This is a genomic window from Bacillus sp. JJ1122 (genome assembly GCF_036964885.1).
Lineage (GTDB): Bacteria > Bacillota > Bacilli > Bacillales > Cytobacillaceae > Mesobacillus.
Genome location: NZ_JBALQL010000006.1, coordinates 142,612 through 164,404, shown reverse-complemented (window position 1 = coordinate 164,404; position 21,793 = coordinate 142,612). Strand labels below are relative to the sequence as shown.

Below are 21,793 nucleotides of genomic sequence, written 5' to 3'. Positions count from 1 at the left end.
AAATTTTGCTACTAAATTGAGGGGTGAATGGAATGGGAATCAACCTGTCAAAAGGTCAACGGATTGATCTGACAAAAACGAACCCAGGGCTGACGCGTGTGATTGTGGGCCTGGGATGGGATACAAATCGCTATACCGGCGGCAGCAGCTTTGATCTTGATGCCTCCGCTTTTTTAGCAGATGAAAATGGAAAGTGCAAGCAGGATTCCGACTTCATTTTTTATAATCAGCTTCAGCATCCGAGCGGGGGTGTCGAGCATACTGGGGACAACCGGACAGGTGAAGGCGACGGGGACGATGAGCAAATCATGATCGACTTCTCCAAAGTACCATCGCATGTCCACAGGATTGCCATTGCCGTCACAATCCATGACGCCGAACAAAGAAGTCAAAACTTTGGCCAGGTCTCAAACGCATTTGCCAGAGTGGTAAATGAAGAAGATGGGCAGGAAGTTCTGAGGTTTGATCTTGGTGAAGATTTCTCTGTTGAAACAGCTGTTGTCATTTGCGAATTATACCGCCACGGCAGCGAGTGGAAATTTAACGCAATCGGCAGCGGCTTTTCAGGTGGACTAGCTGCACTATGCCGGAATTTTGGGCTAGATGTTTAAATGATAGACAAACTCCATTCTTTATTGAATGGGGTTTATTTTTTTGCGTAAAAGTCATTTCTGTTAGTGACTTCTTCGTGTCAGGTCCCTTCCTAAAATTCTCAGCAAACAGACAAGGCTCCATATGTTATAATTTTAATAGTTTACTACTCTCGGTTTTCCTTAATCGGGCCCTATTTTACTTCTCTGGATTACACCTCAGGAAAGGGAGATAATCAATGCGGAAAATAGCACAGGTTTTCATTGTTATCTTACTTTCCTTTACTCTGCTCGGAAGCTCAAACGCAAATATGGATGGCATTTTTCTCAATGAATTCCCGAAACATTCCATTTTATATCATTTAATAGATATGGAAACTGTCAGTCTCGTAGGACAGATGATCGTCCTGCCTGAAGATGATTTTAACCAGGAAGAGGCTGCTGGCATTATTAACAGGATTGCGATGCTGCCTGATTCAATGCTGCAAAAAGCTGTTAATCATAATATTAGAGTCAAATTATTTGAAGGGAATTTGACGGATAATCCATCAGCACGGCATTTGAAGGGTGTCATTCCCAGAGGCTACACAACTAATCGAACTTGGGACCAAGTACCAGGGATTGGCGGATCAAGGACGGTGCTTGTGAAAATTGGCAGCAGCGATAAAGGTAAGGGACACAGCTCTGTCAATCTCGAATTGCATGAATTGGCTCATTCCCTTGACCGCCATGTTTATGGAGGAATAAGGGAGGAAGATCAATTTTTAAAGATTTGGCGACAAGAAAGCCGCCTGTTGTTCCCAGGGCGGGCGTATTTTCTGGAGTATCCGGAAGAGTATTTCGCAGAAAGCTTTGCGATGTTCTATATTGGCGGCATGCCAACCCGGCTTTTACAGCAAGCCGCACCCCAAACCTATCAATATATTAAAAGTCTAAATTAAGAGCTGTATGAAATCCTTCATGCGGCTTTTCGCGATTAACAGCTTAATCAATAAAATATATTTTGTTTTAAGTGAGTGGGTTTCGACTCGAATTAATATTTGCTAAAATAGAAGGAATAAATGGTTGTCTGAAAGGCAGGGTAATTCATGAAACAGTATTTAGAACTATGTGAACATGTATTGAAAACCGGTGTAAAAAAAGAGGATCGGACAGGTACCGGTACAATCAGCACCTTTGGTTATCAGATGCGGTTTAATCTCCAGGATGGATTTCCTTTGCTTACCACCAAAAAACTACATGTTAAATCTATTATCCATGAGCTACTTTGGTTTCTTGACGGGGATACGAATGTTAAATACCTTCAGGACAATGGTGTCCGCATTTGGAATGATTGGGCCGATGAAAATGGGAACCTTGGACCTGTGTATGGCCATCAGTGGCGATCATGGGCAAGGGCAGATGGGGAGACGGTTGACCAGATATCAGAATTAATCCATACAATCAAAACAAATCCAGATTCCAGAAGGATGATCGTCAATGCCTGGAATGTTGCCGAAATTAATAAAATGGCTTTGCCACCCTGTCACTGCATGTTCCAGTTCTATGTTGCGGATGGCAAGCTTTCCTGCCAACTTTATCAGAGATCGGCTGATGTATTCTTAGGAGTTCCATTCAATATAGCTTCCTATGCACTGCTTACTTTGATGATTGCACAGGTTTGCGATCTTGAACCAGGTGAATTCATCCACACATTTGGAGATACTCATATTTACACAAATCATCTGGAGCAGGTTCAGCTTCAGCTTACACGCGAGCCTAAACCATTGCCACAGATGAAAATCAACCCTAATGTACAATCAATCTTTGATTTTAAATTTGAAGATTTTGAGCTGGTTAATTATGAAGCACATCCACATATTAAAGGGGTTGTAAGTGTATGATTTCTCTTATTTGGGCAATGGATGAAAACCGCGTAATCGGACTTCATAACGAACTCCCATGGAGACTGCCTGAAGATCTGAAGTTTTTTAAGCGAGTAACGATGGGACACCCAATCGCTATGGGCAGGAAAACGTATGATTCAATTGGGAAGCCACTTCCAGGAAGGGAAAATATCGTCATAACAAGGGATGGGTCGTTCCGTCCTGAGGGCTGTGTAATAATGAACTCAATCGATGAATTCTTTGAATATGCAGGACAAAAGGATGACGAGATTTTTGTCATTGGCGGTGCAGAAATTTTCAAGGAAGTCCTGCCTAAAGCGGACAGGCTATATCTCACGATGATTCATGAGCAGTTTGAAGGAGATACATATTTCCCTGTATTTGACATAGATAAATGGCAGCTGGAAACCAGGGAAAAAGGTTTGAAAGATAATAAAAATCCATATGACTATGAGTTCTTGATCTATAAGCGAAAATAATGGATGAACAGCCCTTGCAAAATGGGCTGTTTTTTTATGAAGTATTTTCCGATTCATATAGTTTTACCTGCTGAAATCCATTATAATGTCTACAGAAAAACCTTAGGAGGAAACAATGCTTCGATTAATTGCGTGTTTTTTGTATATGGGCGGCTATCTCGTCTGCAGTATTCCCAAGCTTTCACGAATAAAAAAGTTGCCGGCAGATTTGCCGCTTGAACAAAGAAATCTTCTTATTCACGAAACACCTAAAAATTGGTCTAAAACATTCTTGGCAATAGCTGGGTCTGAAGTAACCGTTAAAGGTAGCCACTATATTCCAGATGGTCCTGTTCTTTTTGCAAGCAATCATGAGGGGGATTTTGATATACCCGTCCTGATTAGCAGTATTGATAAACCTTTTGGCTTTATTTCAAAAGTAGAAGTTAAGAAAGTACCCATTCTTTCTTCCTGGATGGAAGCTATTCAGTGCGTCTTTATTGACCGGAAGAACCGTGCAAAAGCAGCAGGGTCTATTTTGTCTGGGGTAGAATTATTGAAAAATAGACATTCTCTGGTCATTTTTCCTGAAGGAACAAGAAGCAAGGGTGGTCCCATTGGACTTTTCAAGGCAGGGGGCTTCAGGCTTGCAAAGGATTCTGGTGTTCCGATTGTTCCTATATCGATTGAGGGAACAGCGGATGTCTTTGAGAAAAATGGCAGGCTGATTAAACCAGCGAAAATTACAGTCACCATTTGCCGTCCTATTTACAGCCCTGAATATAAGGATAAAGAGTTAATTGAACTTGCTGGTTTTGTTCGTGATATCATTATCGACTCGAGGAAGGTAAAGCGGATCGCATCATAATTTTCCCAGTAGAAAACCCCTGCAAATTCGAATAAATGCAGGGGTTTTCTGCCGGCTAATTAAGTGCCAGGAAATTTGGCTGGATGAAATTCATCGTTCAATTATTCGAATTGAGCAAGACTATCCATCATCTGTGTAAATTCGGCTGGGATACAAAAATCATCAGGACGAAAATTTGCGCGAATCCATTTTACCATTTCCAGGGGACTGTTGAAGAATTCACCGCTCGTGTCACTTTTTCGAATCATGTACCTCCCATTGTCCTCATCCACCGTTACTTCTACAGGCAGAGCCCCATCATAACTGTTCAATGAAAATTCCATTCATTATTCCCTCCAACAAATTTTCCTTATTATATGTTAGTTTACTACCATTCTATTCAATCAGACATGGTAAGATTTTAAATATTTTAAAAATTCACTCGGGATTTCAAAAAAACATGTTATAATGGACAAATTAATATTTTTGGAGAAGTGAGGGTGACAATATGGAACAAGAAACTATAAAGAAAAAATGGGTGAATGTTGAGGATATTCTAATAGCCTATAGGCATCTTAAAGACATTGTTGCCCATACACCGATACAATTGAACCAGAGGCTTTCAGAAAAATACGAAGCAGAAATATATTTGAAACGCGAAGATTTGCAGCATGTTAGATCTTTTAAATTACGTGGCGCTTATTATGCCATGAAAATTCTATGGGACGCGGGACTCCAAAATGGAGTGGTTTGCGCAAGTGCGGGCAATCATGCTCAAGGTGTAGCATACGCCTGCAGGCAGCTTGGAATTAATGGGAAGATCTATATGCCAGCAACAACTCCAGGCCAAAAGGTTAGCCAGGTAGAAATGTTCGGGCGTGAGTTTGTCGAAATCGTCCTGACGGGTGATACGTTTGATGATTCTTACCGGGAGGCACGTGTCTGTGCAGAAAGAGAAAACAGAGAGTTTATCCACCCTTTCGATGATGAAAAAGTTATTGCCGGACAGGGAACTGTTGCAGTTGAGATAATGAATGACTGCCAGGCATCTGTAGATTTTGTCGTTGCCAGCATTGGCGGCGGAGGATTATTGGCAGGTTTGAGTACATACATAAAAAGTGTATCCCCCACAACCAAGTTGATCGGTGTCGAACCAGGAGGAGCAGCTTCGATGCGGGCAGCCTTTGATCAGAATAATGTTTTTCCGCTAGAGCAAATTGACACCTTCGTTGACGGTGCTGCTGTTAAGTGTGTAGGCAGTAAAACATATGAGATTTGCCGGGAAAATGTCGAAGAGCTAGTTCAGGTTCCTGAAGGAAAGGTTTGTACATCCATATTAGAATTATATAATGAACATGCGATTGTAACTGAGCCAGCAGGAGCATTGCCTATTGCCGCTCTTGACTTGATAAAGGATCAAATCAAGGGGAAAACTGTTGTCTGTGTTATAAGCGGGGGAAATAATGATATCAGCAGAATGCAGGAAATAAAGGAACGCTCCCTGCTATATGAAGGCCTGCTTCATTATTTCATTGTAAATTTCCCTCAGCGCGCAGGTGCATTAAGGGAATTCCTTGATGACGTTCTAAGCCCTGGAGACGATATTACACGATTTGAATACACGAAGAAAAATAATAAAGAAAGCGGCCCTGCACTAGTCGGCATCGAATTGAAAGATAAGAAGGATTACACAAGGCTGATTGCCAGTATGGAAAGAAAAGGCTTTGCATTCATGGAATTAAACAAGGACAATCAGCTGTTTAATTTATTGGTATAATATTAATAATAGATAATAAAGGAAAGATAATATAAAATAGGAACTGTGAAATAACATTAGGTATTGGCATACTTTGTGAATTTCTTATGAACTTTCACTGCATTCCTCCAAACTGGGGAGTAAAAGTACTATAATCATAGTAGATTTACTATATGAAAAGGAGATGTTGATATGTTATCAAACATCGGAGTTCCTGGATTAATTTTAATCCTTGTCTTAGCATTGATTATTTTTGGACCAAAAAAACTTCCTGAGATAGGCCGAGCGTTTGGCCAGACTCTTCGCGAATTCAAGAAATCAACTCGTGAATTGACAAGTGACGTTATGGAAGAGTTTGAAGACGAAAAAAAGGAAATTTCGAAAATCACTAAATAAGATGTAAGATGTTTTTATCTTACATCTTTTTTTCTTAAGGCATTTTTACAAAGCTAGTCCTTTTGTAATTTATGCCTTACTTCACAAATTTAAAAAGCAGCAAATGGAATTGGCAGGGGATTGGTATGGAAGATAAAGAATTAAATCTTGTAGATCATCTGGATGAGCTTCGCAATAGGCTCATTATCTCGGTAGTAGCATTCATTGTATTTTTTGGAGTAGGTTTCTACTTCGTTGAAGATATTTATTATTACTTTGTTCGTGACCTGGATGTAAAGCTGATTGTTTTAGGTCCGAGTGATATCATATGGATTTACTTTATGCTGGCCACCATTATCGCGATTGCTGGAACAATACCGGTTTTGGCATTGCAAATTTGGCTGTTTGTAAAACCGGCTCTCATGCCGAATGAGAGAAAAATTTCATTATCTTACATTCCAGCACTATTCATTTTGTTTGTAGTCGGTCTTGCATTCGGTTATTTCGTCATCTTTCCTAATGTCTTGAACTTCCTTGTAGAATTAAGCGGGGATATGCTTGTAACGAACTTTACGGCCGACAGGTATTTTAAATTCATCATGAACATGACAATCCCATTTGGTGTTCTGTTTGAACTTCCTGTCGTCGTTATGTTTTTAACTTCACTCGGGGTAATCAATCCATATGTGCTTACTAAAATCCGAAAGTATGCGTATTTCGTCCTTATCGTAATCGCAATTGTCATTTCTCCACCAGATTTCATGTCAGACTTTCTCGTGATGATTCCACTTCTTCTTCTATACGAAATCAGCATTAACCTTTCTAAGGTTGTCTTTAGACGGAAACTGAAGAAAGAACAAGAATCGCAGGAGCAATATGGTGACATGGAAGAAGAAATATAAAAGCAAGCTGCCAGATTAAATATCTGGCAGCTTTTTTGTACTCTAAAAAAAGAAACATTCACATCTCTATAGAGGAACAAGCATAGGATTTAAAGAAGAACACTTATAACTTAAGGATGATTCGTCTTTGAGCCAATCGGCAACAGAAGGTTCTTTGTGAGGATGATCTTATGCATGAAATGTCTTTAATGTATGACATTTTACAGATGATTCAGGATGATGCAGTGAAACATGGAATTATAAAAATTGAAAAGATAGAACTGACCGTAGGGGAAATCTGCAATGCAATGCCGGATGCCCTGATGATGGCATTTGAGGTATTCAAGGAACAAAATCAGTATTTTATTTCAGATAATTCGGAGCTTATCATCGAAATCGAAAAGGCAGTAGCACAATGTGTCGTTTGTCAGAAAAGATACGTTCCTGACAATCGGATATCGTTTTGTCCAGACTGTGACATGCCTTCTGGAAAAATTATTTCTGGTGAAAAACTTCAAGTTTTATCATACGAAGGGAGGAAGTGTATTGAAGATTACATTGCGGACAGACGTTCTGACAAATAACAATATCGCAGCTGAATATAACCGGAACTTGTTCATGTCCACTAAAACGCTTGTTATTAATTTAATGAGTTCACCAGGGGCAGGTAAAACAACCATATTAGAAGAAACGGTCCGGGTTTTATCTGATAGATTTCGGATAGCTGTTATCGAAGGGGATCTTGCTACAGAGAGGGATGCGGACAGAATCAGGGCTCTTGGTGCCAGTGCAGTTCAAATCAATACACAAGGTGGATGCCATCTTGATGCCAGGATGGTTGCGGCAACACTTCCTGAGTTCGATCTTGAGAATACCGATCTATTATTCATTGAAAATGTAGGAAACCTTGTATGTCCATCTGGATATGACCTTGGACAGAACCATAAGGTTGCAGTATTAAGTGTGCCTGAGGGCAATGACAAGATCCCTAAATATCCGGTGATGTTCAGGAGGACCGAGTTGGTTCTATTAAATAAAATAGATCTGCTGCCCTATCTCGATTTTAGAATTAACGAGGCCGTTAGTGATCTGGAAGGTATAAATCCTGACTCGAAAATCATTCCTGTTTCGGCAAGAACAAAAGAAGGCCTCAATCAATGGTATAGCTGGATTGATGAGGCTTATCAATCATGCTATCAGCATTGAAGGCAGTAGTCAGGGGCAGAGTCCAGGGAGTGGGATTCAGGCCATTTGTTTTTCAATTAGCAAAAAAACATCTGATAAAAGGGACAGTCCAGAATAATATGGACGGAGTGAAGATTCATATCGAGGGAGAGGATTCGGATATACTATCTTTTTTATCTGATATGGACTTCAAATCTCCAAGACTCTCCAAAATCGAGAAAATAATCGTTGAACCGGCAACAGTTGTTGGCTACGATGAATTTGTTATTATTCCCAGTGAACGTTCCGGGTCCTCCTTGTTGGTTTTGCCAGTGGATTCAGCAGTCTGTAAGGAATGCCTTGAAGAGCTGGATAATCCATATGACAGACGATTTCATTATCCGTTCATTAATTGTACACAGTGTGGACCGCGTTATACGATCATAAACGACCTTCCGTATGACAGGCAATATACGTCAATGAAATTCTTCCCCATGTGCCCTGATTGCCAGAGAGAATACGAGGATCCAATAAATAGAAGGCATCATGCCCAGCCAATAGCATGTGAAAAGTGCGGACCTTCAGTAACAATTTTAAACTCTGGTGGAGAAATGATCTCGGCGGATCCGCTTCGGAAAACAGCCGAGCTATTAAAGCAAGGCGCGATTATTGCCATCAAGGGTCTGGGAGGCTATCACCTCTGCTGTGATGCTGGTAATGAGGAAGCCGTCGCACTATTAAGGAAAAGAAAATGGCGCCCAGCAAGACCTCTTGCAGTCATGGCCAGGGATCTGCATGCAATAAAGAAAATCGCGATGTTCAGCGATGAAGAAAAAAATATCCTTGAAAGTCCCGAAGCTCCAATAGTTGTATTAAGAAAACGCCCTAGTGTTTATTTAGCTGAAGAAATTGCGCCAGGAATGTCTACTGTAGGTGTTATGCTGCCATATACACCGCTTCATCATCTCATTTTTAAGCATAGTGAATTGGATTATTTAGTCATGACCAGTGCTAATCCTTCTGGACAGCCAATTTTATACCATGATCATCAAGCGATCAATTACCTAAATGGAATAGCTGACTATTATTTAACCCATAACAGGGAGATTCTTCACCCGGTTGATGATTCAGTAATCCAGATATCAGGGGAGCAACGAGATTTTCTTAGGAGGTCAAGAGGGTATGTGCCGGACCCTTTGAGTTCAAAAGCGAATGGAAATGGAATCGTTGCTTTTGGCGGACAGCAAAAGTCTGCTTTTACCATTGGCAGGAACGATCAAATCTTTGTTGGTCCGCATATTGGCAATCTGGAGAATATGGAAACGATCGACTATTTTAAATCAGAACTGGACCACTTATTAAGCTGGATTCAAATTCCTTTTAAAACTGCAGCCATCGACATGCATCCAGGATTTAATACGAGAGAAATAGTAAAGGATTATCCTTTCACTGAAATCATCGAGATTCAGCATCATCATGCTCATATGGTCAGCTGCATGGCTGATAATCAACTCGATGGAAATGTTTTGGGGATAATTCTAGATGGTACCGGCTATGGTACAGATGGACAGATCTGGGGGTTTGAAATTCTTTTTGGCAATGAAGTAGAGTTTGAGAGGAAGGCTCACCTGGCTTACACTCCGTTGCCAGGAGGAGAAAAGGCCATAAGAGAGCCATGGAGAAATGCTGCAGCCATGCTTATGAGTCTTTTAGGCAAAGAGGGAGAAGAACTATCATTACACCTCTTCCCTGAGAAAAAATTTGAACTTCAAACTTTGAAGGCCATGATTGCAAATCAACTAAATAGTCCGCTGGCTGGTACTTGCGGCAGGCTGTTTGATGCCGTTAGCGCAATATGCGGGGTTTGCACATATTCAACATATGACGGAGAAGCGGCAATAAAATTTTCAGAGCTTGCCACAGCGGACATTGAATTTGACTCTGTATACCCTTATGAAATTAAAGATATAAATGGATTATTAAGATATGACTTTAGCTTGATGCTTAAGCAGATCTCTATTGATTCCCTAAATGGGAAAGCAGTCACTGAGATATGCATAAGATTTCATGAAACGATTATCCAGGCAATTAGTTCCGGGATGGAAAAGCTGAAATTAAAACTAGATTCTGGCTCAAGGAAGGTTGTTTTATCAGGCGGGAGTTTCCATAACAAATATTTGCTTACTAGATTGAAGGCTGAACTTGCAGGAAAGGGATTTGAGGTGTATTCACATCGGAATTTTCCATGTAATGATGGGGGCTTGAGTTTAGGGCAGTTAATCGTGGCGGCTGCAAGGAGGGGGAAATGATCATGTGTGTCGGAGTTCCTGCAAGGGTGATTGAAAAGAATGAATATACTGCGGTAGTTGATGTAATGGGAACGACTACAACGGTGGGCATCATTTTTATTCCGGAAGTAAAACTTGGTGAATATGTCATCATACACGCCGGACAGGCGATGTCAATCATTGATGAAGAATACGCTAGACAAAGCGTCGCGGAATGGAGGAATCTCATAGATGTTAGAACTCCTTAAGCAATCTTCTAGTACCGAGATTTGCAGGCCATTGGCTGATGCTGTAAAGGAAAAGGCCAGGGAATTTTTCAGGATACATGGCAGAAAGCCGGCATTTATGGAAGTATGCGGTTCACATACAATGGCACTTGCTAGGTCAGGTGTTAAACAGGCAATAGCAGATGAAGTTAATTTAATCTCCGGTCCTGGCTGCCCTGTTTGCGTGACAGACCAGAAGTCTATTGATGCGATGATTGCCTTGGCAGAAGGAGAGGGAAGAATCATTTGCACCTTTGGAGATATGATGAGGGTGCCGGGTTCAAAACAAACACTGCTGTCCGCCAAGACAGCAGGAAAGGATATCCGTGTATTGTATTCGCCAATGGATGCAATAAAAATTGCTGAGCAACAACCGGATAAGGAAATTGTTTTTTTAGGCGTAGGTTTTGAAACAACGATTCCGATCCTCTCACTGCTGATTGATGAAGCTGCTTCAAAAGGACTCGAAAACTTCAGTGTGTGGATGACAACAAAGCTTGTTGAACCCATTCTTCGTCATTTGCTTGCTCTTGGGGAAATTCAGCTGGACGGCTTTCTCCTTCCAGGACATGTCTCTATCGTAATAGGGGAGGATTCTTATTGCTATCTAGCGGAGGAGTATAGGGTATCGGGAGTAATTACAGGATTTGAGCCAGCCGAATTACTGAGTGGAATTTACAAACTGCTTAATCTGGCCATTAGCAATGAGATAAAAATCGTAAATGATCACAGAGCAATCGTGACCAAAAAAGGGAACCTACTTGCCCAGGAGTGGATGCGCAAGTATTTCAAATTTAGTGATGAAGCATGGCGGGGAATAGGAATCATTCCTGAAAGCGGTTTGGACTTGAAGAAAGAATTCGCCAAATACGATGCGAAAAAGAGATTCAAGGTTAACCCAGGTGAACCAAGAAAAACAAAGTGCAGGTGCGGAGAAGTGATCAGAGGGGTGATATCTCCAAATGAATGCAGTTTATTTGGCAAGGCATGCAAGCCTTTGAACCCGATTGGTCCATGTATGGTTTCAGCTGAAGGAAGTTGTTCTGCTCATTATCAATTCATGAGGGAGAGTTAATAATGGAAAAGGTAATCAGTCTGGCTCATGGTGATGGCGGTGAGTTAAGCCATAGATTGATCAAGGAGGTCTTTGTAAAGTCATTTGGGAATAAAATGGAGTCGATGCACGATGCTTCTACCCTGGAGGTTCCGGGCAGCAATATTTCCGTTACGACCGATTCTTTTGTGATAAAGCCTTTATTCTTTCCGGGGGGATCCATCGGAAAGCTTGCTGTTGCAGGTACCGTCAATGATCTGGCTGTAAGTGGAGCAGTTCCCTTATTCCTGACATGCGGCTTTGTGATTGAGGAAGGATTTCCCATTGCTGACCTTAAGAAAATCACTGTAGATATGGCGGAAGAAGCATGTAAGGCGGGGGTGAAAATTATTGCAGGTGATACAAAAGTGGTGGAACGCGGAAGCGCTGACGGTGTATATATCAATACTACAGGCATAGGAGCCTTGGATAGTAAACGGGGCAACAGCCTTCATTTTAAAGAAGGTGATGTTGTCATTATTACTGGAACAATCGGTGACCATGGAATTGCTGTCCTTACTTCAAGAGGTGAACTGGGAATTAATGTCCCGATAGAGAGTGACTGCGCATCGCTAAACCATATGCTTGCAAAAGTATATGAAAATTCCATTGGGGTAAGGATTGTTCGTGATCCAACACGTGGCGGGCTTGCAACTACTCTAGTAGAAATTGCTGAAGATTTTTCACTTGAAATTGTCATTAAAGAAGAAAGTATACCTGTGAAGGATCAGGTGCATGGAATGTGTGACCTGGTTGGATTCGACCCATTGTATTTAGCTAATGAGGGTAAAGCAATCTTAATTGTTTCTGATGAGGAGAAACTCAGTATATTGAATATGTTAAAAGAATTTCCGGAGGGGGCAGAGTCTGTTGTAATTGGTGAAGTGACCGGCATAGACCGAGGCCGTCTCCTGTTAGAAACGCCAATTGGATCAAAAAGGCTTCTTAACAGGCTTTCTGGGATGATGTTGCCACGAATATGCTGAGGTCGGAAAACAAGATGCAGGTTATCTTCATCCCCATTATCAATAGCTAAAAGTAAGTCAGTAAGACAGTAAAAAAATTTTATTATCCGCACAAACAGACACATTTCGACCGTGATTTGGGGTATAATATAATCAAACGGGTATAAAAGAGGATTGATACTTTGCTATTCAAAAGCCTAGAGTTCAAAAATGTTGTTGGACAGAAGGTTAAAGTCGTTGATATTCCTGTATTGGAGGAAGAGAGCCCCTATTATTTTATGATCCAAGTCCGTTTGCAAACTTTCATCACATCGATCTATCAGGAACGAAACGCCAAGAAATTTTATTCATTCAAGGAATATTTAAAAAGAGCAATAAAATGGCCAGATTACGAACAATTATTTAAGGCGGCCGAATTAAAAAATAACGCATAATGGTTTACCTTTGAAGCGCCTGGATAGGCGCTTTTATTCTTTATAAGCATTCTTTTTCACTGAAATTCTCCCCTTAGGATTCACTTTATGATTACCTGATAAAGAGTCTTCCAAAAAGTATACGATCCAGTGAGGGATATAGGTGGAAAATGACAATAGGCTGTAGCAAATCATCTTGGCAACACGGGATATAGATGTAATTGCAACTAATATTTTTATTTTTTTTTAAAGAAAATGTATATATAGTGTTTTTTGATAGGGATGTGAACTAATGACTAAAATCAAAATTGTGACAGATTCCACATGTGATTTAAGTGATGATTTAATTAAAAAAATGGGCATTACCGTAGTGCCTTTATCCATTTCCATTAATGGAGAGAACTATTTAGATAGAGTCGATATTACTCCAAAGGAATTTATTGAAAAAATGAAAGCTTCGCCTGAATTGCCAAAAAGCTCACAGCCCCCTGTTGGGGAATTTCTTAAAGTGTATGACCAGTTGGGCAGCGAGGGCTATGAAGTGATTTCAATCCATATGACTGGCGGGATGAGCGGTACTGTTCGTTCCGCAGAAAGTGCGGCGCAAATGACTTCCGCAAAAGTGAATGTAGTCGATTCGAGATTTATTTCAAGGGCATTGGCCTTTCAAGTGCTCGAGGCAGCTGAAATGGCATCTTCGGGTAAGAGTATAGAACAAATACTCACCAGATTGGATGCTGTCAGGGAGCATACTCGTCTTTTTGTAGTGGTGGATACCCTCGAAAACTTAGTGAAGGGCGGAAGGATTGGAAAAGGCAAGGCATTGATTGGTTCATTATTGAACATTAAGCCTATTGCTTCGCTTGAAGGTGGAGAATATACACCTGTTTCTAAGGCAAGGAGCCACTCGCAGGTTGTTAAATATCTTAAAAACCAGTTCTCGGAGGATGTGAAAGGCAAGAAAATCAAAGGTGTTGGCCTCGTTCACGCCGAGGGTTTGAAGTTGGCCGCTACACTTAAGGAGGCAATCCAGGAAGCAACAGGTTATGGAGATATAGACATTGAGGATACAACACCCATTATAAGTACCCATACAGGTGTTGGTGCAATCGGGTTTATGTATTATTTTGAATAAGGTTATCCATTGCGCTTTAATAAGTACATAGCATAGCTAAAGTTAATGAGTAATAGAGTGAAACAGAATATCAATCTTTTTTAGCCAAAGCGGCAAGGTTCTGAACATTAGTGGTTCAGGACCTTTTTCTTTGCATATGTTAAAGCTGAATGTTGTTTTTAATACCCTGGTGATTGTAGTGGAAGGCGCGTAGACTACTCCGAAAATGCTAACACATTTCCATCGTGCGGGGGCAGTTTCGAGGAGCTAATCAATGTCCAGCGGGTTCAGCTCCAGCCCCGCGGAAAGCGAAGCGCCTGGAACGAAAATCACAAACTTGTTTAACAGACTCTTTTCTTTTTGAGGATGAAAACAGGATTTATAGAAGATTTCGTCGAATACTCACAGTAATTCATTTTTCAAACGAATGGAATGTGACAATTCACTTATGAAGCTTAATATTAAAAACATGCCATTGTTCAATAAAATATTGCTGTTCTCCTTTATGATCACCACACTCGTAGTGGTGTCGACCATAGGAAGCAGTTTTTACCTCCAGGCTAAACAGATGGAATCCCATATGAAAGACAGGGTAGAAGGAGTAGCTGGCCTTTGGTCTTCTACACTGTCTCCTGCTGATATAAAGGTAGCGGCAGAAATGAAAAATAACGCTAATCCTGCCAGTAAGCGTCTGGTGAAACTTCTTACAATGGTAAACAACAACAATGCATCATTTCTCGGAGCCTTTCTGGTTTTGCCTGATATTTATCCTAATAATAAAGTATATATTCTGGCAGCATCAGACATTTACAAAGAGTATTCGTTTGAATCACTCATGTATTATGATGCGGGGAACGAATTCATGGATGCCTTCAGAAAAGCAAAGGAAGGAAAAACGATTACAAGCACAGGGATATTCAAAGATCAATATGGGTCATGGATTTCCTCCTTCGCTCCTATAATGGATGACAAGGGAAATGTTGTTGCCATTCTTGGCATCGATGCAAAGGCTGCGATTATCAGAAACAATCAAACGGAAATACTGAAAATTTTGCTGATAGAATTGGCTGCCATTATTTTTCTCGTCTTTATTACTTTGAATTGGGGTCTAAAAAGGGTGCTGAAGCCCGTAAATGATTTGTTTTATGGAATCAAGGAAATCAGCACGGGCAATTTCAATGTCCGGCTCCCAGTTCAAGACCAGTCGGAACTTAGCTTGTTAAGTGATCGTTTTAATGAAATGGCTGCTCAGCTTTCGCAATTGTTTGAACGGGTTTCCGCGGCGTCTAAGCAATTGGGACAATCATCAATGAACGAAAGTGATTCGCTGCTTTTAGAAGAAGCCATTAATACGATGGAGGATATTTTCGAAAGAACGAAACTGCAGCAGGAGCTCCAGAGGGCGGAAAAAATGAATGCGATTGGACAGCTTGCTGCATCCGTCGCCCATGAAATCAGAAATCCGATGACAGTCGTCAAAGGCTTCCTGCAAATTTTTCTTGCAAAAGACATGAGTGATGAAGAGCATATGTTTTTAAAGCTGATGATAGAGGAGTTAAATAGAGCGGAAACCATCATAAATGATTATTTGAGTCTGGCAAAACCTGATGTTGACAAACTGGAGGTCATTGATAGCAGGGATATGGCAGAAAAAGTGATGGATTTGATGACCTCATATGCAATGATGTCAAAGAATATTTCTTTACGTACTGAAATTAAAGAAGATATGAAAATCAGGGGCAATAAGAATGAATTAAAGCAGGTTCTGATCAATATCCTGAAAAATGGCATAGAGGCGATGAAGAACGGAGGCAAGTTAAGCTTGACTTTGGAAAAAAAAGGTTCATATGGTGTTTTCATAATTCAGGATACTGGCATTGGCATGTCGGAGGATGAACTTTCAAGACTGGGAACCGCATTTTATTCTCTGAAGGAACGTGGTACAGGCATGGGATTGATGGTCTGTTACCAGATTGTTGAACGGATGAAAGGGCATATTAAGGTATGCAGCAAAAAAGGTGAAGGTACAACCTTTGAGATCATGGTGCCATTATTAATAGAAGGGTCTGAGTAAATCCAGGAGCTTTTAAATTTTTGCCATCATTTTTCATTACCCTCAATATACATAAAAAGGGGGTGTCAGTTATGGTAAAAAAAGTGCTGTTTTTCAGTGATTTTGGAATTGATGATAATTTAGCCATTTTATATGCGTTCTTCAATAAAGAAATTAAAATTGTTGGTGTGGTGGCTGATTATGGAAATGTTTCCAAACAGGACGCCCTTAGGAATGCAGCCTATATCCAAGAACTTACTGGCATTCGTGATGTTCCTGTTTTCGCTGGTGCAGAATTGCCACTTACCGGCAATCCGCCGCAATTTTATCCAGACGTTCATGGGGCAGAAGGTTTAGGCCCTATTATTCCGGAAATTGATATAGATCTCTCGCTTGAGAACTTCCATGGAATCAAGGATGTCATCGAACAAAATCCGAATGAAATCATCATCGTGAATGTTGGCAGACTTACTTCTCTGGCTACAGCTTTTATCCTGTATCCTGAGACGATGAAAAAAGTGAAGGAATTCTACCTGATGGGCGGCGCATTCAATGAACCAGGAAATGTTACACCCGTTGCAGAGGCGAATTTTTACGGTGATCCTTATGCAGCCAATATAGTGTTGAATCAGACAGCAAGAAGGGTGAAAATCATTCCTCTCAATGTGACTAGCGGCTCAATTGTTACACCCGCCTTGATCAATGAGCTGGATACTTATTATAACTCTGTCGGAAGCAAGGTTGGAAAACTTGTCAAACCGATGTTTGATTACTACTATAAATTCTATAAAAGTAGGACTCCTAAATTGACAGGCGCCCCGCTGCATGATGTCCTTACTCTCTGGGCGGTTGTTAATGAAGATCATGTCACATACAGAGATGTACCAGTAAAGGTCATCGTGAATGTTGGCGAAGCATTTGGCCAAAGCATTGGAGATTTCAGGAACATGGTAGACAAAGCTGAGTTTCCGTTTCATAAAGTGGCTGTTAATTTCAATTATCCTGAATTCATAAAGGATTTTTTCCAAACGATGAAAAACTCCAAAAGTACTGAGGGCAATCATTAAGTCGCGACAATTATTTTCACTGGTTTAGCTTATCTTTTTCTTTCTTCTCTCAAAAACGTTTGCTAGAATGATTGTGGACATAATTAGAGAGAATGCAGGTGGTTGTATGAAAAAGGGTATTTTATTTTTTGTTTTGGCAGCAGTGATAGCACTTGCTGCTGGATGTGGAAATAACGGACTAAAGGATGCCAAGAACTATCCGATCGAAGATTTCAAGTTTACCGACCAGGATGGTCAGCCTTTTAGCAAAAATGATCTTAAAGGGAAAGTCTGGGTAGCTGATTTTGTTTTCACTAACTGTGCGGACGTATGTCCTCCGATGACAGCTAATATGGCAAAGCTTCAAGACATGATAAAAGAAAAAGGTCTTGAGGATGTCGAAATAGTCTCATTTAGTGTGGATCCTACTGTTGACAAGCCGGAGGTCTTAACTGAATACGGCAAGAAGTTTAATGTGGATTTTAAGAATTGGAATTTCCTAACTGGCTACTCTCAGGGAGAAATAGAAAAATTCGCACTTGAAAATTTCAAGACGATTGTTAAAAAACCACAATCAGGTGACCAGGTTATTCATGGAACTGATTTTTATCTTGTGGATCAGAACGGTGACATGAGGAAATATTATACAGGTCTGAAAGAAGTTCCTTTCGAGCAAATCATTGAAGATATAGAAGCACTGCAATAGGCCAACAAATTGGCCTGTTTTTTTTGCCTATGTTTATACTTATATAAAAACATTGTCAATAAAAATTTTTAGGCTGGGACTCAAATGTTATAATAGGAATACGTTTAAAGGCAGGTGAACTGGATTGAAGAAAAAACTCACCTTACTTTATTTTATTCTGGCCGTTGTTTTAGTCTCTTGCAGTTCGTTTGAGAGCCTGCAAAAAGGGAATCTTAATAAAGTTAAGGAAACTGGATTGGAATTGAAGGATGCCTTGCCTTCTTCATTTTTTCCGAAGGATTTACATATAGTGGCTGCCGGAGACTCACTTACACAGGGAGTTGGCGACAGTACCAACTCAGGAGGATATATCCCTTATTTAGCTCAGCAGCTCGAACAGGAAAAGACCATCAGGAATGCTAATTTCGAAAATTTTGGAGTAAGGGGTAACAGGGCAGACCAGCTGCTGAAAAGGCTAGAAAGCAAAGAATTACAAGCTTCGATTGAGGATGCTGACTTGATTATTTTGACGATCGGCGGTAACGACTTGATGAAGGTTGTGAAAGAGAATTTTTCCAGCCTGAAATTGAATCTTTTCAAAGCTGAACAACAGATTTTTAAGGAGCGGCTGCAATCAATTTTCAACTTAATCAGAAAGCAGAATCAAGATGCTCCGATCATTTTGATCGGGCTTTATAATCCATTTTACAATTGGTTTGCTGATGTAAAAGAAATGAACCAGATTGTAGATGAATGGAATAGACAAAGCCAATCATTAGTCGATCAGGATGGAAATGCCTACTTTGTCGATATTCATGATATTTTCCTTAACAATGAAGAAAACTTGCTTTATACTGATTATTTTCATCCAAATGACCGCGGCTATCAATTGATTGCAGACAGGGTATATGGAATCCTGAGTCAGGAAGTGGTTGATTTACTAGAAAATTGACCACAAATAGGTAGGGAAGAGGAGTTAAAAGTTTTATGAAAAACAAATGGAAGATTGGTTTTTTTATATTATTAGGACTTATCGCCGCAGTAATTTTATTTTTGTATATCTTGATCGCATCTCCTGCTGAAGATTCCAAAATAGAGCCAGTTAAAAACAGCCAGGATTCAGACGATGTGGCTTTTAAAGTGGCAACAAACAAGCGTGATTTGAACCGAGTGATCAATCATTATATTGAAGAAGAAGGAAAGAACAGCAATATCGATTATCAAGTTTTGCTTACAGATGAAGTAGAACTTTATGGAACCCTTCCGCTTTTCAGCGAAGAATTGGAATTAAGACTAACATTCGAACCCAAAGCTTTGGAAAACGGGGATTTGGTCCTGAATCAGAAATCGATTTCCGTTGGCCGTCTGCGCCTCCCGGTTTCAACCGTGCTTAAATTTGTCCGCGACAGCTACGACCTACCTGAGGCAGTCAGTATACAGCCAGAAGAGGAAAGAGTTTATGTATCCATGCAGAGGCTTAAGCTTAAAAGTGACATAAAGGTAAGAGTAAATGAATTCGACCTTAAAAAAGACAACATCAAATTTACTTTGTTCGTTCCTGCTAATTAGGCGCTCCAGTGTGGAGTGTCTTTTTTTATAGAAAAAAGTGATTATATATTGATAAAGGAATTGAAAATGAAAATAGGCCGGTGGTCCGGCCTTAGGCAATCAGCCTTGTAATAGCAAAACCTCGAGAGGCGGTTCACCTTTTACCGTCCCGACTGCTACTATAGAATATGAGTTATTTGGCTCTAGCTTAACATCAGGTATCGTCATGACAGTATTCTTCGTACCTGCTACTCTTACCTCGAGTGTGACTGTCATCGGAGTCAAGCCTAAATATGTTGTGGCTTGCCTGAATGAAACATTTGGGAAAATGATTTCACCATTTTTATCTGCGATGTCCACTGCTGGTGCATCTGGGGAAAGGTGGATAAACCTTGCCTTTGATTCACCGATTGGTGTCATTGGCTGGTCTTCAAAAATAATCAGTCTTAACTTTGTGGCAGGACCACTGATAGCGGCCGTATAAATTCTTGCTGGCTCAATTGTGATTTTTTTGCTGATGACCGTCGATACCGTTTCACCTGCAGGATAAATATCTACCTGATATTTCCCTGGAGCAAGCTGCATGTGGCTGCTGTTAATTTTATAATCAAAGTCGCGCAAAACTCTGCTTCCATTGATATAGATATCAATTAATTGCACATCAGGAGCAGCATGCAAAAAACGCAGCCTGCCTGGCATTGTGGTTTCCGGTCGTGCAGGAACTGCTTCTGAGCGCATTAATTGGACTGCTTTCTTCATGTTTCGAAGGTGTTTATGATAATACATTACATGTAAATTTGAATCCAGGTATTTATAATAGTCAGCCAATAATGAATACATAGTAGCTTTATGCAAGTAATCATTTTGGTTTCTTTTATGAGCCATACCCCTCACTCCTAATGTGTTCGTTCTCCACTCTAAATTATGTAAAATGGGCATGTCAGGTGTGAATAATCTTAAACCGCAATTTTAATTAAAAAATAGGCTTTACAACAGGAATGTATTTCCATATACTATAATTAATTAAACGAGAGGCAGGTGGAGTGCAATGAGAAAATTATCAATTGTTTTAAAGCTGACTTTTACTGATTGCACAGCCCACTAACCTAAGCGGATCAATTGACTAATGTCTTTTTGTCTACATGCTTAAAACCATGGGCTGTGTGTGCCTGTGGTTTTTTATATTTTATAAGCATGATGGAGGAAAATAATAATGATGAAACTTGAACAATTTGGTTTGACAGAAGAAATTAAAAGTCATTTTGAAGAATATAAGATTAAAGGATATGAGCTTGGGAGGATTGCATTAGAGCATAAGCATTTGTACAGGGTATGGCTGGATAAGGGGGAATATTTGTGTACTCTTGCAGGCAGGCTGACTTATGATGCTGTAAATCGTGAAGACCTGCCCGCTGTTGGTGATTGGGTCGTGATAAAAACATCACCAGGTGAAAAGAAAGGCGCCATCCACGGGATATTGCCGAGAAAAAGCAAATTTTCACGTAAAGCTGCAGGCATGGTAACAGAAGAACAAATTGTTGCTGCCAATATAGATACAGTTTTTATCGTCAATTCATTGAATGATGACCTGAATCTGCGAAGAATTGAAAGATATTTACTTCTTTCATGGGAAAGCGGAGCAAATCCAGTAATCATATTAAGTAAAGCAGATTTAGCATCTGAGCTCGATGTTAAAATCCAGCAGGTAGCAGATGTGGCTCTTGGGGTGCCTGTGATAGCCGTAAGTGTACTGGAGAATACCGGAACCGAGGAATTGCAGGAATTCCTAGCCCCAGGCAAAACAGTGGCCCTTATCGGGTCATCGGGTGTAGGAAAATCCAGTCTGGTAAACTTTCTGACTGGTTTTCAAAAGCAGGTAGTCCAGGAAATTCGGGTTAGCGATGATAAAGGAAAGCATACGACTACACACCGTGAAATGGTCCAGCTCCCCGGCGGCGCCGTGCTCATCGATACACCTGGAATGAGGGAAGTCCAGCTTTGGCAAAGTGATGAGGGAATCAGCGAAAGCTTTGCAGATATTGAAGAATTTGCCTCTTCCTGCAAATTCCGTGACTGTAACCATAATAACGAACCAGGATGCGCTATATGGACTGCCATCAATGAAGGGGCATTGGATGAGAATCGGTTCAGCAGCTATAAAAAGCTGCAAAAAGAGCTTGCCTTTATAGACAGGAAGGTCGATAAAAAGGCACAAGCGGATGAAAAACGCCATTGGAAAAACATAAATAAAGAAATACGCCAAAAAACCAAATTCAAAGGAAAATAAACGTAACCTCTTCTTCGGAAGAGGTTTTTTATAAGATAAGAAACTATAAATATCACTTCAAGAAATGTCCAGCTCCAG

At 40.4% G+C, this 21,793-nt stretch carries 24 protein-coding genes; 22 read left to right on the top strand and 2 right to left on the bottom strand.

From position 1 onward, the window contains the following. Positions 1 to 32: 32 nt before the first annotated feature. The 5 genes from V7201_RS04505 (at position 33) to V7201_RS04485 (ending at position 3,802) form a co-directional block, all read left to right on the top strand. Complete coding sequence (locus V7201_RS04505; RefSeq protein WP_335375591.1) at positions 33 to 611, top strand: TerD family protein; 579 nt, start codon at positions 33 to 35, stop codon at positions 609 to 611. 218 nt (positions 612 to 829) lie between these two features. Continuing rightward, positions 830 to 1,531 (top strand): anthrax toxin lethal factor-related metalloendopeptidase, encoded by a 702-nt coding sequence (locus tag V7201_RS04500; RefSeq protein ID WP_335375590.1) that lies wholly within the window; start codon positions 830 to 832, stop codon positions 1,529 to 1,531. A gap of 147 nt (positions 1,532 to 1,678) precedes the next feature. Further along, positions 1,679 to 2,473 carry a thymidylate synthase gene (locus V7201_RS04495; protein WP_335375589.1) on the top strand — a complete coding sequence of 265 codons (795 nt, stop codon included), beginning with the start codon at positions 1,679 to 1,681 and terminating at the stop codon, positions 2,471 to 2,473. After that, positions 2,470 to 2,955 carry a dihydrofolate reductase gene (locus V7201_RS04490; protein ID WP_335375588.1) on the top strand — a complete coding sequence of 162 codons (486 nt, stop codon included), beginning with the start codon at positions 2,470 to 2,472 and terminating at the stop codon, positions 2,953 to 2,955. The genes V7201_RS04495 and V7201_RS04490 overlap by 4 nt, the downstream gene beginning before the upstream one ends. Positions 2,956 to 3,070: 115 nt before the next feature. Further along, complete coding sequence (locus tag V7201_RS04485; protein WP_335375587.1) at positions 3,071 to 3,802, top strand: lysophospholipid acyltransferase family protein; 732 nt, start codon at positions 3,071 to 3,073, stop codon at positions 3,800 to 3,802. Between the two features lie 101 nt (positions 3,803 to 3,903). On the opposite strand, the gene V7201_RS04480 is transcribed toward V7201_RS04485, so the two are convergent. Next, a complete protein-coding gene (locus V7201_RS04480) occupies positions 3,904 to 4,125 on the bottom strand; it encodes a hypothetical protein (RefSeq protein WP_335375586.1) in 222 nt (73 codons plus the stop codon). Between the two features lie 164 nt (positions 4,126 to 4,289). Here V7201_RS04480 and ilvA point away from each other — a divergent pair, with 164 nt between their 5' ends. The 16 genes from ilvA (at position 4,290) to V7201_RS04400 (ending at position 19,449) form a co-directional block, all read left to right on the top strand. Further along, on the top strand, positions 4,290 to 5,558 hold the full coding sequence (gene ilvA, locus V7201_RS04475) for a threonine ammonia-lyase IlvA (protein WP_335375585.1): 1,269 nt from the start codon (positions 4,290 to 4,292) through the stop codon (positions 5,556 to 5,558). Positions 5,559 to 5,729: 171 nt separating this feature from the next. Beyond that, positions 5,730 to 5,933: a twin-arginine translocase TatA/TatE family subunit gene (locus tag V7201_RS04470; protein WP_335375584.1), complete on the top strand. Its 204-nt coding sequence runs from the start codon at positions 5,730 to 5,732 to the stop codon at positions 5,931 to 5,933. A 125-nt stretch (positions 5,934 to 6,058) separates the two neighbouring features. After that, a complete protein-coding gene (gene tatC, locus V7201_RS04465; protein WP_335375583.1) occupies positions 6,059 to 6,814 on the top strand; it encodes a twin-arginine translocase subunit TatC in 756 nt (251 codons plus the stop codon). 170 nt (positions 6,815 to 6,984) lie between these two features. Next, positions 6,985 to 7,377 carry a hydrogenase maturation nickel metallochaperone HypA/HybF gene (locus V7201_RS04460; protein ID WP_335375582.1) on the top strand — a complete coding sequence of 131 codons (393 nt, stop codon included), beginning with the start codon at positions 6,985 to 6,987 and terminating at the stop codon, positions 7,375 to 7,377. Beyond that, entirely contained in the window at positions 7,340 to 7,999 is a 660-nt protein-coding gene (hypB, locus tag V7201_RS04455) for a hydrogenase nickel incorporation protein HypB (RefSeq protein ID WP_335375581.1), read from the top strand. The genes V7201_RS04460 and hypB overlap by 38 nt, the downstream gene beginning before the upstream one ends. Then, on the top strand, positions 7,984 to 10,266 hold the full coding sequence (gene hypF, locus V7201_RS04450) for a carbamoyltransferase HypF (RefSeq protein ID WP_335375580.1): 2,283 nt from the start codon (positions 7,984 to 7,986) through the stop codon (positions 10,264 to 10,266). Before hypB ends, hypF begins: the two co-directional genes overlap by 16 nt. Before the next feature lie 2 nt (positions 10,267 to 10,268). Continuing rightward, positions 10,269 to 10,493, top strand: coding sequence for a HypC/HybG/HupF family hydrogenase formation chaperone (locus tag V7201_RS04445; protein WP_335375579.1), 225 nt, complete (start codon positions 10,269 to 10,271; stop codon positions 10,491 to 10,493). After that, a complete protein-coding gene (hypD, locus tag V7201_RS04440; protein WP_335375578.1) occupies positions 10,477 to 11,586 on the top strand; it encodes a hydrogenase formation protein HypD in 1,110 nt (369 codons plus the stop codon). Before V7201_RS04445 ends, hypD begins: the two co-directional genes overlap by 17 nt. 2 nt (positions 11,587 to 11,588) lie before the next feature. Beyond that, positions 11,589 to 12,590 carry a hydrogenase expression/formation protein HypE gene (hypE, locus tag V7201_RS04435; RefSeq protein ID WP_335375577.1) on the top strand — a complete coding sequence of 334 codons (1,002 nt, stop codon included), beginning with the start codon at positions 11,589 to 11,591 and terminating at the stop codon, positions 12,588 to 12,590. Positions 12,591 to 12,751: 161 nt separating this feature from the next. After that, positions 12,752 to 13,003: a DUF2535 family protein gene (locus tag V7201_RS04430; RefSeq protein WP_335375576.1), complete on the top strand. Its 252-nt coding sequence runs from the start codon at positions 12,752 to 12,754 to the stop codon at positions 13,001 to 13,003. A 271-nt stretch (positions 13,004 to 13,274) separates the two neighbouring features. Further along, positions 13,275 to 14,117: a DegV family protein gene (locus V7201_RS04425; protein WP_335375575.1), complete on the top strand. Its 843-nt coding sequence runs from the start codon at positions 13,275 to 13,277 to the stop codon at positions 14,115 to 14,117. Between the two features lie 427 nt (positions 14,118 to 14,544). Continuing rightward, positions 14,545 to 16,170, top strand: a complete 1,626-nt coding sequence (locus tag V7201_RS04420) for a HAMP domain-containing sensor histidine kinase (RefSeq protein WP_335375574.1) — start codon at positions 14,545 to 14,547, stop codon at positions 16,168 to 16,170. 71 nt (positions 16,171 to 16,241) lie between these two features. Further along, the gene (locus V7201_RS04415; RefSeq protein ID WP_335375573.1) at positions 16,242 to 17,216 is read left to right on the top strand and encodes a nucleoside hydrolase; all 975 of its coding nucleotides are present in this window, start codon (positions 16,242 to 16,244) and stop codon (positions 17,214 to 17,216) included. A 106-nt stretch (positions 17,217 to 17,322) separates the two neighbouring features. After that, positions 17,323 to 17,901, top strand: coding sequence for an SCO family protein (locus tag V7201_RS04410; RefSeq protein ID WP_335375572.1), 579 nt, complete (start codon positions 17,323 to 17,325; stop codon positions 17,899 to 17,901). A 124-nt stretch (positions 17,902 to 18,025) separates the two neighbouring features. Next, a complete protein-coding gene (locus tag V7201_RS04405) occupies positions 18,026 to 18,832 on the top strand; it encodes an SGNH/GDSL hydrolase family protein (protein ID WP_335375571.1) in 807 nt (268 codons plus the stop codon). A 35-nt stretch (positions 18,833 to 18,867) separates the two neighbouring features. After that, positions 18,868 to 19,449: a YpmS family protein gene (locus V7201_RS04400; RefSeq protein WP_335375570.1), complete on the top strand. Its 582-nt coding sequence runs from the start codon at positions 18,868 to 18,870 to the stop codon at positions 19,447 to 19,449. 99 nt (positions 19,450 to 19,548) lie between these two features. Here the strand turns inward: V7201_RS04400 and V7201_RS04395 are convergent, their stop codons facing one another. Next, complete coding sequence (locus tag V7201_RS04395; protein ID WP_335375569.1) at positions 19,549 to 20,313, bottom strand: DUF4397 domain-containing protein; 765 nt, start codon at positions 20,311 to 20,313, stop codon at positions 19,549 to 19,551. Between the two features lie 331 nt (positions 20,314 to 20,644). On the opposite strand from V7201_RS04395, the gene rsgA reads away from it, so the two are divergent. Then, positions 20,645 to 21,715: a ribosome small subunit-dependent GTPase A gene (gene rsgA, locus V7201_RS04390; protein WP_335375869.1), complete on the top strand. Its 1,071-nt coding sequence runs from the start codon at positions 20,645 to 20,647 to the stop codon at positions 21,713 to 21,715. Positions 21,716 to 21,793 lie beyond the last annotated feature (78 nt).